The sequence below is a fragment of the Pseudomonas sp. 22526 genome (assembly GCF_052044735.1).
In the GTDB taxonomy this organism is placed as follows: Bacteria; Pseudomonadota; Gammaproteobacteria; order Pseudomonadales; family Pseudomonadaceae; genus Aquipseudomonas; species Aquipseudomonas piscium.
This window is the reverse complement of record NZ_JBQENK010000023.1, coordinates 61,227-76,074: the sequence shown is the minus strand read 5'-3', so window position 1 is coordinate 76,074 and position 14,848 is coordinate 61,227. Positions and strand designations below refer to the sequence as shown.

Below are 14,848 nucleotides of genomic sequence, written 5' to 3'. Positions count from 1 at the left end.
TGCGAGCTTGCTCGTGATGAGGTCATGTAGGGCGCTGCAAAACCGCCGGTTTCACTCCTGCAATTCGTACACGTAGATCTTCTGTGCCTCCATCTGGTAACCGGCGTCGGCGATTTCGCTGGTGGATGCCTTGACCTGCATCGGCCCTTCGATCCAGTACGGCTGATACAACTCGTCGAGCTTCACTCCGACCTCGCTTTTCACATGCACGATCTGGTTCGACGGCGGTGGCGGTACGTGGATGCAGGCGCCGAAATACGGCACCAGCAGAAACTCCGTGGTGCGGCCTTCCTCACTGACTTCCAGCGGCACTATGTAGCCGGGCAGACGCACCGACAGGCCGTCCAGGCTCTGCACTACCGGGGCGTTGGGCATGTCCTGCTTGGCCGCCGGGGCGGACTCGGCGGCCAGGGCGTCGCCCATCTGCGACAGGTCGTGCAGCGGCTTCATGTTCGGCACTTCCGCCGGGGCGTCCGGCGGGATCATTTCCGACCAGGCCAGGTCCCGGGGTTCGGCGGCCCACAGCGGCAGGGCGACCAGCATCAACAGCGCAAGCAGGGCACGGGGCATGCCGGAGCTCCTCATAACCGGGGTTCCTCATAAACGGATGGACAGGCCATCGGCCAGCGATTGTCGGTAGGCGCGCCAGGCCGGCACGCTGCCCATCAGCAGGGCGGCGATCAGGATAGCGCCGAGCAGCGTCCACTCATACTCGCTCGGCCAGGACAGCGGCAGGTACAGGCCGTAGGTCGACTGCACATAACCCTGGGCCAGGGCGATGCCCAGGTACAGCAGGCCCAGCCCGGCGAGCACGCCGAACAGCGCCAGGGCGAAGGCTTCCAGCACCAGCAAGGTCGCGATATGCCAAGGGCGGGCGCCCACCGAACGCAGGATCGCCATTTCCCGGCGGCGTTCGTTGAGGCTGGTGAGGATCGCCGTGAGCATGCCGATCAGGCCGGTCAGCACCACGAACAACGACACTACGAACAAGGCCTTTTCCGCGGTGCCCATCAGGCTCCACAGCTCCTGCAGGGCGACCCCGGGCAGGATCGCCAGCATCGGCTCGCCACGGTATTCGTTGATCTCGCGCTGCACCGCGAAGGTGGCGATCTTGCTGTTCAGGCCGAGCATGAAGGCGGTGATCGCTTGCGGCGTCAGGTCCATGTTGCGCGCCTGTTCGACGCTGATGCGGCCGCTGCCCTGGGCCGGCACGCCGTTGTGCCAGTCGATATGGATCGCCTCCATGCCGCCGAGGCTGATGTGCAGCGTACGGTCCACCGGGGTGCCGGTGCGCTTGAGGATGCCGACCACGGTGAAGGGTTTGTCGTCGTGTTTGACCAGACTGATGGCCGCCACGCCGTGGGCCAGCACCAGCTTGTCGCCGAGCTTGTAATGCAGGGCCTCGGCGACTTCGGCGCCCAGCACCACTTCGAACGGATCGCTGGCGAACTCGCGGCCGCTGGCCAGTTGCAGGTTCTGCTGGTGACCGTACTGGTAATGCTTGAAGTAGGCTTCGGTGGTGCCCATCACCCGGTAGCCGCGGTGGGAATCGCCGAGGGAAATCGGGATCGCCCATTTCACTTTCGGGCTATTGGCGAAGTGCTCGAAGCTGTCCCAGCGGATGTTGTTGGTGGCGTTGCCGATGCGGAACACCGAGTACAGCAGCAGGTTCACCGAACCGGAGCGGGCACCGACGATCAGGTCGGTGCCGCTGATGGTGCTGGCGAAGCTGGCGCGGGCCTCGGTGCGCACCCGTTCGACCGCCAGCAGCAGGCAGACCGACAGGGCGATGGCGAAGGCGGTGAGGATCGCGGTGAAGCGGCGATTAGCCAGGCTGGCCATGGCTAGACGGAACAGATACATCTCAGACCTCTGCGGGCGTGGCGGCGCGATTGAGTTCGGCCAGCGACAGGTTGCGATCGAACAACGGCGCCAGGCTCTGGTCGTGGCTGACGAACAGCAGGCTGGTCCCGGCCTCGCGGCATTCGGCGAACAACAGGCGGATAAAGGCTTCGCGGGCGTCGTAGTCCAGTGCCGAAGTGGGTTCGTCGGCGATCACCAATTCCGGCTGGCCGATCAGTGCGCGGGCGGCGGCGACCCGTTGTTGCTGGCCGATGGACAGCGAGTCGGCGCGGCGCCCTAGCAGGCTGGGATCTTTCAGCCCCAGGTGGGCGAGCAGGGTGGCCGCCGCCTGGTCGACACTGCCGTGGCGCTGCACGGCGCGGCCGGCACGCAATCTGGAGAAGTGGCAGGGCAGCTCGACGTTCTCGCGCACCGAGAGAAACGGCAGCAGGTTGAACTGCTGGAAGATGTAGCCGGTGTGATCGACCCGGAAGCGGTCGCGGGCGCCGGCGGAGAGTTCGGTCAGTTCCTGGCCCAGCAGGCGGATGCTGCCGCGGTCGGGTTTCTGCACTCCGCCGAGCAGGCCGAGCAGGGTGGTCTTGCCGCTGCCGCTGGGGCCCTTGAGGAACAGCGTTTCACCCGCTTCCAGGCGAAACGCCGGGATATCCAGCAACTGCGGATGGCCGGGCCAGCTGAAGCCCAGGTCGGACAGTTGGATCAGTGCTTGGGTCATGGGCATGAGGTCATGAGTGGGTGCTTATGTAGGAGCGAAGCTTGCTCGCGATGGCGGTTGTCCGGCTTGCATGATTCGTTGGCCGTGATATCGCTATCGCGAGCAAGCTTCGCTCCTACAGGATTGGGTGAGTCAGAACTTCAGGCTGGCGGCTTTGGAGGTCGCTTCCACGCCTTGCTGGCCACTTGGCGAGATGAGTTGTACCTGAATTTTCTGGGTGGCGGGGAAGGTCTTGAACACGCTGGCCAGGTCCAGGCTTTTCAGCGCGCCCGGCGTGGCACAGGTGAACTGGTAGTGCGCATGGATCTCGCTGTGTTCGTGGTGATGTTCGTGGCCGTTGGCATCCTTGGCTTTGTCATGGTCTTCGTCGTGATCCTCGGGCTTGTCGCCGAACAGTGGGCTTTCCAGTTCCTGCTGCGCCACCACGCAACCGGCGGCGGGCGGCAGGCTGAACAGCGCCAGGGGTTTTTCCAGCTGGGCCCGCACGGCGGCGACCTTGGCCTTGTCCGCGTCGGTGCTGGCGGCGTGCTCGAAACCCACCAGGTTCATCGCCGGGCTTTCCAGTTCCAGTTCCAGGGTCTGGCCGTCCAGCGCCGCGTTCAGGCGGGCCACGCCATGCTCGTGAGCGCCGAGGCTGCCGTGCTCATGGTCGTGGTCGTGTTTTTCGGCCGCATGAGCGATGGCCAGGGGCAACAGAGCGAACGGCAGGGCGAGCAGCAGACGACGCATGGCAAGTCTCCGGGAGCGAACATGAAAAAAATGTTATGTAATCTTATAACAATAGTGGCGAGAGTTTGACCGCCTGCTTGGCGTTGCGCAAGACGCGTGGGAGCATGCTCGTCAGAAATATTCGGGAGCAGAGCGATGGTGCGGATTCGTGGAAGCATCGGCGAATGGCCGGTGGATTTGACCCTGGAACTGGACGAGGCCGACTGGGATCAGTTGAGTGCCCGGCTGGGGGCGCCGTTGCCGACGGCCAAGGCCGAAAGCGGCGCGCCTGTGGCCAAGCCGGTGAGTCAGGACGATGCGCTGTGGCAGATCGCCCGGGACTTGCTGCGCAAGGCCGGGCAATTGAGCGGCCCGGACCTGCTGGAGCAATTGGAAGGCCTGACCGGCAGCGCCGCGGCGGGCAAGCGCCTGCTGGTGCGCCTGCGCCATAGCGCACAGGTCAAGGTGGTGAGCGGCGGCGATACGCCGCTCTACAGCTGGATCGAGTAGGCGTCCCGGAATCGGCTCACCTGTAGGAGCGAGCTTGCTCGCGATAAACCTCGCGCGGAGAGCCAGGTACACCGCATCGCCAGCACACCGGTGTCTACAGCAGTGAATCAGTACAGCGCGGCGAACAGCTTGCGGCGGTAGGTGGTCACCAGCGGGTGATCGTTGCCCAGCAGTTCGAACACTTGCAGCAAGGTCTTGTGCGGCAGGCCTTCGTTGTAGCTGCGGTTGCGGATGAACAGCTTGAGCAGGGCATCCAGCGCCGCGTCGTACTGCTGGCGCGCCAGTTGCTGGATGGCCAGCTGATACACCGCCTCGTCGTCCTGCGGGTTCTGCGCCAGGCGGCTTTTCAGGTCGGCGCTGTCCGGCAGGTCGGCGGCCTGCTTGAGGAAGGTGATCTGCGCCTTGGCCCCGGCCAGCGCGGCCTTGTGCTCATCGCCGGTGACCGCGTCGAGCACGGTCTGGGCTTCGCCCAGTTCACCGCGTTCGGCCAGGCAGCGGGCATAGAGGATCAGCGCCTTGGCGTTGCTGTTGTCTTCGCCCAGCAGCACTTTCAGCGTGGCTTCGGCATCGGCGATGCGCCCTTCGGCGAACAGCGCTTCGGCCTGCTCCAGCGGGTCGGCGGCCTTGGGCGGCGGCATCTGCACATGGGGTTCGAGCATGGTGCGCACCGCGGACTCGGGTTGCGCTCCGGCAAAGCCGTCCACCGGCTGACCGTCCTTGAACAGCACCACGGTCGGCAGGCTGCGAATGCCGAAGCGGGCGACGATGTCCTGCTCGATATCGCAGTTGACCTTGGCCAGCAGCAGTTCGCCCTGATAGCTCTCGGCGATCTGTTGCAGCATCGGCATCAGCGCCTTGCAGGGCGCGCACCATTCGGCCCAGAAATCCACCAGCACCGGCTTGTGGAACGAGTTCTCGATCACCGACTGGTCGAAGTCGGCGGTGCTGGCGTCGAAAATGTACGGCGTGTCCTGACTCATGGGGGATCTCGAAAAAACCTGAATGGAGCCACTATAAGGCTTGGCGGGGGGCGGCTGAAAGCAGGGGATGGGTTGGCCGCTAGATTGTTTCGCGGGCAAGCCNCGATAGACCACACCGTGGTCTGTCCTGCATCAATCGCGCTGCGCGTGATACAGGCTCACTTCGCGAAACTCCCAGGGCTCGGCCAGATCCGGCAGGGTCAGGGCGTGGAGCATTTCCAGGCGTCGGTACAGCGGATGCTGGAAGTCCTTGACCCGGGAGTCCGCCACCAGCGCCTGGCGTCCGCGGCTGAGGAACTGATCCAGCAGCGGCAGGTTGGCGCGGTCGTAGAGCACGTCGGCTACCAGGATCAGGTCGAAGCGGTCGGCTTCCGCGAAAAAGTCCGTGGAGTAACCCAGTTCAACCCCGTTGAGCGCGGCATTCGCCCGGCAGGCGGCGATGGCCAGCGGGTCGAGGTCGCAGGCCACCACTTCCAGCGCGCCGGCTTTCAGCGCCGCTATGCCGGCCACGCCGGAGCCGGCGCCGAAATCCAGTACCCGCTTGCCTTGCACCCACTGCGGCCGCTCGGCCAGATAGCGCGCCAGGGCCAGGCCACTGGCCCAGCAGAAACTCCAGTACGGCGGTTCATGGAGAATTCGCCGGGTTTCTTCCGGGGTGAAGGCGCGGTCCATGTTGTCGGCATCGATCAACCACAGCTTCAGCTCGGTGTCCGGTAGTTCGCAGGCCACCAGTTGGGCATCGCCCAGCAGTTCGCTCAGGGCACGTTGCAGGTCGAGCGGCGGGGTCATGGTGCTTTGACGAATTGCAGCTGGCCCACGGCCTGGGTGGTCGGCTGGGTGATGAGTTGCGCCGGCAGGTGCAGGATCAACTGGCCGGACTGGCTGGCGCGGCCGCGCAGTTCGACGCGGGCGCCCACCGGGAAGACATCGGGGTTGAAGCGCAGGCGAAACGGCAGGACCTTGTTGTTGCCGATCAGGTTGCTGCTGGCCAGCAAACGTTGCGGCCGGCCGCGCTCGTCGATCACCAGCAGCGCCAGTTCCACTTCGGCACCCGCCGGGACGCCCTGCAGGGTGCCGCTCAGTTCACGCTGGTAGGCTGGCAGGGGGCCGAGGTCGGTGGATTCCTTGGCTTTTTTCACACTCTGCTGGGGCGGCACGGTGGAGGCGACAGGTTTCGGGGCGTCGCTGCTGCAAGCCACCAGCAGGCTGAAAAGGCTGAGCAGAACGAGCGGTCGTAGTGGCATGCGAAGCTCCAACAAGGCGAAATTCCATGTGCAAAACATAATAGTCGGTCTGTATACCGTAAAGGCTATGGCTTGTCTTGCCAGTGGGATGCGCTACCATGGCCCTCCCTTTTTTTGTTGCCTGCCACCATGCACTGTCCCTTCTGCGGTGCCAACGACACCAAGGTCATCGACTCGCGTCTGGTCGCCGAAGGCGAACAGGTGCGCCGCCGGCGTGAATGCCTGGCCTGCGGTGAACGTTTCACCACTTTCGAAACCGCCGAACTGGTGTTGCCGCGCCTGATCAAGACTGACGGCAGCCGTCAGCCCTTCGACGAAGAAAAACTCCGCGCTGGCATGCAGCGTGCCCTGGAAAAACGTCCGGTCAGCGTCGAGCGCCTGGAAGCCGCGCTGGTGCATATCAAGCACAAGCTGCGCGCCACCGGCGAACGCGAGGTCAAGTCCCTGGTCGTCGGCGAACTGGTGATGGCCGAGCTGCAAAAGCTCGATGAAGTGGCCTATATCCGCTTCGCCTCGGTCTACCGACGCTTCCAGGATCTCAACGAATTCCGCGAAGAGATCGACCGTCTCGCCCGCGAGCCGGGCAAAGAATGAACATCTCCGGCGAACAGGCGGTGCTCGACGCCCACTATATGGCGCGAGCCCTGGAGCTGGCCGCAAAGGGCCGCTTCAGCACTCACCCCAATCCCCGGGTCGGTTGCGTGATCGTGCGCGACGGCCAGGTCGTCGGCGAAGGCTGGCATGTGCGGGCCGGCGAGCCCCATGCCGAAGTTCACGCCCTGCGTGCCGCCGGTGCCAACGCCCGCGGCGCCACCGCTTACGTGACCCTCGAACCCTGCAGCCATCACGGCCGTACGCCGCCGTGCGCCGATGCCCTGGTGGATGCCGGCGTGGCGCGGGTCGTGGCGGCGATGCAGGACCCCAATCCGGAAGTCGCCGGCCGTGGCCTGCAGCGCCTGGCCCAGGCCGGCATTGCCACCCACAGCGGAGTGATGGAGCAGGAAGCGCGGGCGCTCAACCGGGGTTTCCTCAAACGCATGGAACACGGCTTGCCGTTCGTGCGGGTCAAGCTGGCCATGAGCCTGGACGGGCGCACCGCCATGGCCAGCGGCGAAAGCCAGTGGATCACCGGACCCGCCGCGCGTTCCGCGGTGCAGCGCCTGCGGGCCGAGGCCAGTGTGGTGCTGACCGGTGCCGACACAGTGCTGGCGGACAACGCCCGACTGACGGTGCGTGCCGAGGAGCTGGGGCTGGACGCGGAACAGACCGCCCTGGCCATGAGCCGTCCACCCTTGCGCGTATTGATCGACGGCCGCCTGCGGGTGCCGCTCGATGCGCCGTTCTTCAAGGCGGGGCCGGCATTGGTCGCTACCTGTGCCGCGGTGGAGGAGCAGTACGCCAATGGCCCGGAATGCCTGATCGTGCCGGGTGCCGATGGCCAGGTGGACCTGCGTCGGCTGCTGAGCGAGCTGGCCGCCCGTGGCGTCAACGAGGTGCTGGTGGAAGCCGGCCCACGCCTGGCGGGTGCCTTTGCCCAGCAAGGCCTGGTGGACGAGTACCAGATCTTTGTCGCCGGCAAGTTCCTCGGCTCCTCGGCGCGACCGCTGCTCGACTGGCCGCTGGCGCAGATGCGCGAGGCGCCGCAGCTGAAAATCATTGAAATGCGCGCCGTAGGCGATGACTGGCGAGTCATTGCCATTCCTCTGCCAGCAGCGAGCGTATAATTTCGGGCCTTCGCCACGCGGCGACCCTGTTCTCGAGGAGGACTCCATGTTTACAGGCATCATCGAATCCATCGGCAGCATCCGTGCATTGACTCCCAAAGGCGGCGATGTGCGGGTGTATGTGGAAACCGGCAAGCTCGACCTGGGCGACGTGAAACTGGGCGACAGCATCGCGGTGAACGGCGTCTGCCTGACCGCGGTGGAATTGCCGGGCGACGGCTTCTGGGCCGACGTCAGCCGCGAGACCCTGGACTGCACCGCTTTCCATCAGTTGAAGGCCGGCAGCCGGGTCAACCTGGAAAAGGCCCTGACTCCGACTACCCGCCTGGGCGGTCACCTGGTCAGCGGCCACGTCGACGGTGTCGGCGAAGTGGTAGCCCGGGAAGAAAATGCCCGTGCCATCCAGTTCCGCATCCGCGCGCCCAAGGACCTGGCCAAGTACATCGCCCACAAGGGCTCGATCACCGTCGACGGCACCAGCCTGACGGTCAACGCGGTCAATGGCGCCGAGTTCGAGCTGACCATCGTCCCGCACACGCTGGCCGAAACCATCATGGCCGACTACCGGCCGGGTCGGCAGGTCAACCTCGAAGTCGACCTGCTGGCGCGTTACCTGGAGCGCCTGCTGCTGGGCGACAAGGCCGCGGAGCCTTCGAGCGGCGGCATTACCGAAAGTTTTCTGGCCGCTAACGGCTACCTCAAATCCTGAACCTCAAATTTTGAAAGAAGGGGGGTGCCGCGTGGCGCTCAACAGCATCGAAGAACTGGTTGAAGACATCCGCCAAGGCAAGATGGTCATCCTCATGGATGACGAAGACCGCGAGAACGAAGGCGACCTGATCATGGCCGCCGAGTGCTGCAAGGCCGAGCACATCAACTTCATGGCCAAGCACGCCCGCGGCCTGATCTGCATGCCGATGAGCCGCGAGCGTTGCGAGCTGCTCAAGCTGCCCTTGATGGCGCCGCGCAACGGTTCCGGGTTCGGCACCAAGTTCACCGTGTCCATCGAGGCCACCACCGGGGTGACCACCGGCATCTCCGCCGCCGACCGCGCACGCACGGTGCAGGCGGCCGCTGCCAAGGACGCCAAGGCCGAAGACATCGTCAGCCCGGGCCACATCTTCCCGCTGATGGCCCAGCCGGGCGGCACCCTGGCCCGCGCCGGCCACACCGAAGCCGCCTGCGACCTGGCGCGCATGGCCGGTTTCGAGCCGAGCGGGGTGATCTGCGAAGTGATGAACGACGACGGCACCATGTCCCGTCGCGCCGAACTGGAAGCCTTCGCCGCCGAACACAAGATCAAGATCGGCACCATCGCCGACCTGATTCACTACCGGATGATCCACGAACGTACCGTTCAGCGGATTGCCGAGCAGCCGCTGGACAGCGAATTGGGCCAGTTCAACCTGGTGACCTACCGTGATTCGGTGGAAGGCGACGTGCACATGGCGCTGACCCTGGGCAACATCTGCGCCGAAGAACCGACCCTGGTTCGCGTGCACAACATGGATCCGCTGCGCGACCTGCTGATGGTCAAGCAGCCTGGCCGCTGGAGCCTGCGGGCCGCCATGGCCACGGTGGCCGAGGCTGGCAGCGGCGTGGTGCTGTTGCTGGGCCACCCGCTGGACGGCGACGTGCTGCTGGCGCATATCCGCGAAACGGCCGAACATCAGCCGGTGAAAAAACCGACCACCTACAGCATCGTCGGTGCCGGTTCGCAGATCCTGCGCGACCTGGGCGTGCGTAAAATGCGCCTGATGAGTGCGCCGATGAAATTTAATGCGATATCCGGTTTCGACCTGGAAGTTGTAGAATACGTGCCCTCCGAATAAAAGCCGGCTGCCTGCGGCTTGAAATTCGCGGTTCAAATATCACTAGTGAGCGCGTAGTGAACGCGCTCCGGCTCTTTAAGAGATTTGTCGAATGACCCTGAAGACCATCGAAGGTACCTTCATCGCCCCCAAAGGCCGCTATGCCCTGGTGGTCGGCCGTTTCAACAGCTTCGTCGTCGAAAGCCTGGTCAGCGGCGCCGTTGACGCCCTGGTCCGTCACGGCGTGAGCGAAAGCGACATCACCGTGATCCGTGCCCCCGGCGCCTTCGAGATCCCGCTGGTTGCGCAGAAAGTCGCGCAGAAGGGCGAGTTCGCGGCGATCATCGCCCTGGGTGCGGTCATTCGTGGCGGCACTCCGCACTTCGAATACGTGGCGGGCGAATGCACCAAGGGCCTGGCCCAGGTGTCCATGGAGTTCGGCGTACCGGTCGCCTTCGGCGTGCTGACCGTCGACTCGATCGAGCAAGCCATCGAACGTTCCGGCACCAAGGCCGGCAACAAAGGTGCTGAAGCTGCCTTGTCCGCTCTGGAAATGGTCAGCCTGCTGGCGCAGTTGGAGGCCAAGTGATTAGCGACGAAAGCGATCGTTTCAACCCGCGCGATCCGAAACCTGCGGACGCTGGCAAGCCATCCAAGAGCGCCAAGCGTCGCGAAGCCCGTCAGCTCGCGACCCAGGCGCTGTACCAATGGCACATGGCCAAGCACTCGCTGAACGAGATCGAAGCGCAGTTCCGGGTCGACAACGATTTCACCGACATCGACGGTGCCTACTTCCGTGAGATCCTGCACGGCGTTCCGGCCAACAAGAACGAGATCGACAACGCGCTCGCCCCTTGCCTGGACCTCACCATCGAAGAGCTGGACCCGGTCGAACTGGCGGTCCTGCGCCTGTCCACCTGGGAACTGCTCAAGCGTGTCGACGTGCCGTACCGCGTTGTGATCAACGAAGGTATCGAACTGGCCAAGGTCTTCGGCTCCACCGACGGCCACAAGTTCGTCAACGGCGTACTCGACAAGCTGGCCCCGCGTCTGCGTGAAGCTGAAGTGAAGGCATTCAAGCGCTGATCCGCGCTTGCAGCTGCCATGGGCGAGTTTGAGCTGATCCGTAACTTCTTCGCTGCCGCGCCTTGTGCGCAGGGCGGCGAGGGCGTTGCACTGGGGATTGGCGACGACTGCGCCTTGCTGGCTGTTGCCCCTGGCGAACAGTTGGCGATTTCCACCGACACCCTGGTGGCCGGTGTGCATTTCGCAGATCCCTGCGACCCTTTCCTGCTCGGCCAGCGCTCGCTGGCAGTGGCGGTCAGTGACCTGGCGGCCATGGGCGCCGCGCCCGTCGCCTTCACCCTTGCCCTGACCCTGCCGAGGGTCGAAGCCGATTGGCTGCAAGCCTATGCCAATGGCCTGAGCGCCATGGCCCAGAGTTGTGGCGTGCGCCTGGTAGGCGGCGACACCACGCGCGGCCCCTTGACCCTGACCATGACCGTGTTCGGTCGCGTGCCCGCCGGCCAGGCCCTGACCCGCCGCGGTGCCCGTCCGGGCGACCTGCTGTGCGTTGGCGGCGAGCTGGGCAATGGCGCTGGCGCCTTGCCCCTGGTGCTTGGGCAGCGCAGCGCCGATCCGGATATCGCAGGCCCCTTGCTGGCCCACTACTGGTCGCCGCAACCGCAACTGGCCCTGGGCCAGGCGCTGCGCGGCAAGGCCAGCGCGGCCATGGATATCTCCGATGGCCTGCTGGCCGACTGCGGGCACATTGCTGCGGCTTCGGCTGTCGGCTTGCTGATCGAAAGTGAAAAACTGCCGATGTCCCGGGCGTTGTTGAGCTTTCTCGGTGAGAATGGCGCCCGCTCGGCGGCACTCAGCGGCGGTGACGACTACGTACTGGTCTTCACCTTGCCCGAAGCCGAGCTGGCGCCGCTGCTCGCTGCCGGTTGGCCAGTGCATGTGCTGGGCCGGGTCGTGGCCGGGCAGGGCGTGGTGCTGCTGGATGCCGAGGGGCGGAACATCACCCCGAGCGCTCGGGGCTATCAACATTTTCCGGAGACACCGTGACAGATCATCCCAAACAGGTTCCGGCAGAGAACGTGCCGCCTTCCGTCTGGCGTAATCCCTGGCATTTCCTGGCCTTCGGTTTCGGTTCGGGCACCTTGCCCAAGGCCCCGGGCACCTGGGGCTCGCTGGTGGCGCTGCCTTTCATTCCGCTGTGGCAGATGCTGCCGGACTGGGGCTACTGGCTGATGCTCGGCATCACCATGCTGTTCGGCTTCTGGCTGTGCGGCAAGGTGGCCGACGACCTGCGGGTGCATGACCACGAAGGCATCGTCTGGGACGAAATGGTCGGCATGTGGATCACCCTGTGGCTGGTGCCGGAAGGCTGGCAGTGGTTGCTGGCGGGCTTCCTGATGTTCCGCTTCTTCGACATTCTCAAACCCTGGCCGATCCGCTGGATCGACCGGCATGTGCACGGCGGTATCGGGATCATGCTCGACGACGTGCTGGCCGGTGTCTTCGCCTGGCTGGCGATGCAGGGGCTGGTGTGGTGCTTTGCCTGAGGAATCGGCCATGTCGGTCGCTCGCGCTCTGCTGGTAACGCTCTGTGTCTTGGCCGCCAGCCTGGTCCGGGCCGCTGAGCCGGCGGCACTGCCCGGGGAAATCCGGGTGGCCAGCGAGGAGTGGGACAGCTACACCCAGGCCGATGGCCAGGGCATGGCCTGGGATATCCTGCGCGAGGTCTTCGAGACCCAGGGCGTGAAGCTCGACATGCGCAGCGTGCCTTACACCCGTTCGGTCGGGCTGGTGCAGCGGCGTGAAGTCGATGCCCTGGTCGGCTCCTATCGGGACGAAACCGACGGTGCGTTGTATCCGCGCTGGAATTACGATACCGACCATATCTACAGCCTGGGTCTGGCGACGAATCCGCCGCCGACCCTGGCCACGCTCGGCAACTACCGCCTGGTCTGGGTACGTGGCTACCGCTACCAGGACTACTTGCCCAACATTCAGCGCTTCAATGAAATCCGCCGGCGGGTCGGCATTTTGCCGATGCTCCAGCAAGGCCGCGCCGACTTCTATATCGATGCCCTGACCGAAGTCGATTTTGTCCTGTCCCAGGCCGAGGACCGCGCGCAATTCCGGCGCACTCACTTGGCCGAACTGCCGCTGTTCCTGGGTTTTGCCAACAATGAACGGGGCCGGGTACTGCGCGCGCTGTTCGATCGGCGGATGGCCGAGTTGGTGAAGAACGGCCGTTTGCGGCCGATTTTCCAGCGCTGGAAGCAGCCCTATCCGTTCGATGCCGGACGTCCGCCTGACGACCGTTGATCTAACTTCTCGATCTTTATGCTCGATAATTCAGCCTAAGCGTCTGTCGGAAGCTGCTGTTACAATGCCGCCTCTGCGAATCTCCAGTCCCATACAGATCAGGAGCACAACGGTGCCCGTCGTTTTTGTTGCCGCTTCCAAGCTGCCCACCCCTTTTGCGCAATTCACCATGCACGGTTTTCTCGATGAAGCCACCGGCCGCGAGCACGTCGTGCTCAGCCTGGGTGATATTGCCGATGGCGCTCCGGTGCTCGGCCGGTTGCACTCCGAATGCCTGACCGGCGATGCCCTGTTCAGCCAGCGCTGCGACTGCGGTTCGCAACTGGAAGCCGCCCTGCAGGCGATCGCCCGCGAAGGTCGTGGTGTACTCCTGTACCTGCGTCAGGAAGGCCGTGGCATTGGCTTGCTCAACAAGATCCGCGCCTATGAGTTGCAGGACGGCGGCGCCGACACCGTGGAAGCCAACGAGCGCCTGGGCTTTGCCGCCGACCAGCGTGACTACGCCATGTGCCTGCCGATGCTCGAGCACCTGGGGGTGAAATCCCTGCGCCTGATGACCAACAACCCGCGCAAGGTCAAAGCCCTGACCGAGATGGGCATAGTCGTGGCCGAGCGCGTGCCGCTGCATACCGGCCACAACCCGCACAACAAACTCTACCTGGCCACCAAGGCCAGCAAGCTCGACCACATGATGGGCAACGAGCACCAGGGCGAGGTAGACCGGGCGTGACCCGCGCTCAGGTCCGGCGGCGCCTGGCCGTCAGCTGGTGGCAATACCTGGCGCTGGCGCTGCTGCCGCTGTTCGTGCTCAACCTGGTGTTTGGCCAGGGCGAGCCGCTGCTGCCGATCCTGGCGATGCCGTTGTTCATTGCCGGGGTGGCTTCGATGTTTGTCAGCCTGCGTTTCTTCGGCGGCTACAAACGCGCGCTAATCGCCACCCATAAAGCCCTCGATACCCCTGAAGAACCAGCCGCCTGGATCGAACTGGCGGCCCGCCGCCGCGCGGCATTTCTGGCCGCGGCGCTGCCGGCCTGGGTCGGCGCCCTGGCGGTGTTCGTCGGCCTGGAAGCTGTGCCGCTGATCCTGCTGGCGCTGTCCACCGCGGTGCTGTTCTACCTCTACCGCATCCCGCGTCAGCTCGGTTGATGCGCTGCTGGCTGGCAGTCCTGCTGCTGGCCTTCGCTGGCCCGGCGCTGGCTGTGGAGCGTGTGGTCAGCCTTGCGCCTTCGCTGTCGGAAATCGTTGTCGAGCTGGATTCCGCCGATCTGCTGGTCGGCGTGCTGGATGCCGGCGAGCGTCCCCCTCAATTGCAGCACCTGCCGTCGGTGGGCCGCTACGGCCAGCTGGACATGGAGCGCCTGCTCAGTCTCAAGCCGGATCTGCTCCTGCTCTGGCCCGGCAGCATCGGCCCGGCCCAGCGCGAGCAGCTCAGCCGCCTGGGTATCCCGACCCTGGTGGCCGAACCCCACAGCCTTGACCAGCTCACCACCCAGATCGAAACCATCGCCACCCAGCTCGGACGTCCACAACGCGGCCTGGTGCGAGCCAACGAGTTGCGGCAGCAACTGGCCAGCCTGCGTCAGCGCTATGCCCGCAGCGCGCCGATGGTGGTGTTTTATCAGGTCTGGGACCAGCCGCTGTACACCGTGGGCGGCGGGCAAATCATCAGTGATGCCTTGAGTGTGTGCGGCGCGCGCAACGTGTTTGCCGACCTGCCGCTGCCGGCGCCCCAGGTCAGCGTCGAGGCGGTGTTGCAGCGTAACCCTGAAGTGATCCTGGCCAGCACCCAGGCCCAGCTGGACGCCTGGAAAGCCTGGCCGCAACTGAAGGCCGTGGCCCAAGGCAGGTTGTTGCTGATCAGCGATAAAGGCCTGGAGCGGCCGAGCGGGCAGATGATCGCCGCGACGGCCAAGCTCTGTGAGCTGCTTGATTCTGAGTAGCTGCGGCTAGCGAATCG

Annotated in this window: 20 protein-coding genes; 13 read left to right on the top strand and 7 right to left on the bottom strand. The window is 64.9% G+C overall.

Translation table 11 applies throughout. The features are described 5' to 3' along the window. Positions 1-51: 51 nt before the first annotated feature. From ACTJKT_RS27160 to ACTJKT_RS27145, 4 genes are all read right to left on the bottom strand, one after another. Positions 52-570, bottom strand: a complete 519-nt coding sequence (locus ACTJKT_RS27160; protein WP_025807811.1) for a DUF3299 domain-containing protein — start codon at positions 568-570, stop codon at positions 52-54. Positions 571-597: 27 nt separating this feature from the next. After that, positions 598-1,863: an ABC transporter permease gene (locus tag ACTJKT_RS27155; RefSeq protein ID WP_440789291.1), complete on the bottom strand. Its 1,266-nt coding sequence runs from the start codon at positions 1,861-1,863 to the stop codon at positions 598-600. A gap of 1 nt (position 1,864) precedes the next feature. Beyond that, positions 1,865-2,575 carry an ABC transporter ATP-binding protein gene (locus tag ACTJKT_RS27150; protein ID WP_440789289.1) on the bottom strand — a complete coding sequence of 237 codons (711 nt, stop codon included), beginning with the start codon at positions 2,573-2,575 and terminating at the stop codon, positions 1,865-1,867. A gap of 132 nt (positions 2,576-2,707) precedes the next feature. Beyond that, positions 2,708-3,304 (bottom strand): DUF2796 domain-containing protein, encoded by a 597-nt coding sequence (locus ACTJKT_RS27145; protein WP_440789287.1) that lies wholly within the window; start codon positions 3,302-3,304, stop codon positions 2,708-2,710. Between the two features lie 135 nt (positions 3,305-3,439). On the opposite strand from ACTJKT_RS27145, the gene ACTJKT_RS27140 reads away from it, so the two are divergent. Then, on the top strand, positions 3,440-3,793 hold the full coding sequence (locus tag ACTJKT_RS27140; protein ID WP_063433172.1) for a hypothetical protein: 354 nt from the start codon (positions 3,440-3,442) through the stop codon (positions 3,791-3,793). Positions 3,794-3,900: 107 nt separating this feature from the next. Here ACTJKT_RS27140 and trxA read toward each other — a convergent pair whose 3' ends face one another. The 3 genes from trxA to ACTJKT_RS27125 form a co-directional block, all read right to left on the bottom strand. Continuing rightward, positions 3,901-4,773 (bottom strand): thioredoxin, encoded by an 873-nt coding sequence (gene trxA / locus ACTJKT_RS27135; RefSeq protein ID WP_440789285.1) that lies wholly within the window; start codon positions 4,771-4,773, stop codon positions 3,901-3,903. Positions 4,774-4,905: 132 nt separating this feature from the next. Continuing rightward, positions 4,906-5,562 (bottom strand): class I SAM-dependent methyltransferase, encoded by a 657-nt coding sequence (locus ACTJKT_RS27130; protein WP_440789283.1) that lies wholly within the window; start codon positions 5,560-5,562, stop codon positions 4,906-4,908. Next, positions 5,559-6,017 (bottom strand): hypothetical protein, encoded by a 459-nt coding sequence (locus ACTJKT_RS27125; RefSeq protein ID WP_440789281.1) that lies wholly within the window; start codon positions 6,015-6,017, stop codon positions 5,559-5,561. The genes ACTJKT_RS27130 and ACTJKT_RS27125 overlap by 4 nt, the downstream gene beginning before the upstream one ends. 129 nt (positions 6,018-6,146) lie before the next feature. Here ACTJKT_RS27125 and nrdR point away from each other — a divergent pair, with 129 nt between their 5' ends. From nrdR to ACTJKT_RS27065, 12 genes are all read left to right on the top strand, one after another. Next, positions 6,147-6,611 (top strand): transcriptional regulator NrdR, encoded by a 465-nt coding sequence (nrdR, locus tag ACTJKT_RS27120; RefSeq protein ID WP_007924133.1) that lies wholly within the window; start codon positions 6,147-6,149, stop codon positions 6,609-6,611. Then, complete coding sequence (ribD, locus tag ACTJKT_RS27115) at positions 6,608-7,741, top strand: bifunctional diaminohydroxyphosphoribosylaminopyrimidine deaminase/5-amino-6-(5-phosphoribosylamino)uracil reductase RibD (RefSeq protein ID WP_102677164.1); 1,134 nt, start codon at positions 6,608-6,610, stop codon at positions 7,739-7,741. Before nrdR ends, ribD begins: the two co-directional genes overlap by 4 nt. A gap of 46 nt (positions 7,742-7,787) precedes the next feature. After that, a complete protein-coding gene (locus ACTJKT_RS27110; protein ID WP_007924128.1) occupies positions 7,788-8,450 on the top strand; it encodes a riboflavin synthase in 663 nt (220 codons plus the stop codon). A 31-nt stretch (positions 8,451-8,481) separates the two neighbouring features. Then, positions 8,482-9,573, top strand: coding sequence for a bifunctional 3,4-dihydroxy-2-butanone-4-phosphate synthase/GTP cyclohydrolase II (gene ribBA / locus ACTJKT_RS27105; RefSeq protein WP_063433169.1), 1,092 nt, complete (start codon positions 8,482-8,484; stop codon positions 9,571-9,573). Between the two features lie 91 nt (positions 9,574-9,664). Further along, the gene (gene ribH, locus ACTJKT_RS27100; RefSeq protein WP_007924117.1) at positions 9,665-10,141 is read left to right on the top strand and encodes a 6,7-dimethyl-8-ribityllumazine synthase; all 477 of its coding nucleotides are present in this window, start codon (positions 9,665-9,667) and stop codon (positions 10,139-10,141) included. Further along, positions 10,138-10,638, top strand: coding sequence for a transcription antitermination factor NusB (gene nusB, locus ACTJKT_RS27095; RefSeq protein WP_009051090.1), 501 nt, complete (start codon positions 10,138-10,140; stop codon positions 10,636-10,638). Before ribH ends, nusB begins: the two co-directional genes overlap by 4 nt. An 18-nt stretch (positions 10,639-10,656) precedes the next feature. Beyond that, the gene (gene thiL / locus ACTJKT_RS27090) at positions 10,657-11,622 is read left to right on the top strand and encodes a thiamine-phosphate kinase (protein WP_440789277.1); all 966 of its coding nucleotides are present in this window, start codon (positions 10,657-10,659) and stop codon (positions 11,620-11,622) included. Beyond that, a complete protein-coding gene (locus tag ACTJKT_RS27085; protein WP_097305275.1) occupies positions 11,619-12,122 on the top strand; it encodes a phosphatidylglycerophosphatase A family protein in 504 nt (167 codons plus the stop codon). Before thiL ends, ACTJKT_RS27085 begins: the two co-directional genes overlap by 4 nt. A 10-nt stretch (positions 12,123-12,132) precedes the next feature. Beyond that, entirely contained in the window at positions 12,133-12,891 is a 759-nt protein-coding gene (locus tag ACTJKT_RS27080) for a substrate-binding periplasmic protein (protein WP_440789275.1), read from the top strand. 112 nt (positions 12,892-13,003) lie between these two features. Continuing rightward, positions 13,004-13,621 carry a GTP cyclohydrolase II gene (gene ribA / locus ACTJKT_RS27075; protein ID WP_007924108.1) on the top strand — a complete coding sequence of 206 codons (618 nt, stop codon included), beginning with the start codon at positions 13,004-13,006 and terminating at the stop codon, positions 13,619-13,621. Further along, positions 13,618-14,037 carry an MFS transporter gene (locus ACTJKT_RS27070; protein WP_440789273.1) on the top strand — a complete coding sequence of 140 codons (420 nt, stop codon included), beginning with the start codon at positions 13,618-13,620 and terminating at the stop codon, positions 14,035-14,037. Before ribA ends, ACTJKT_RS27070 begins: the two co-directional genes overlap by 4 nt. Next, on the top strand, positions 14,037-14,831 hold the full coding sequence (locus ACTJKT_RS27065; protein WP_440789271.1) for a cobalamin-binding protein: 795 nt from the start codon (positions 14,037-14,039) through the stop codon (positions 14,829-14,831). Before ACTJKT_RS27070 ends, ACTJKT_RS27065 begins: the two co-directional genes overlap by 1 nt. The last annotated feature ends 17 nt before the right edge of the window (positions 14,832-14,848 follow it).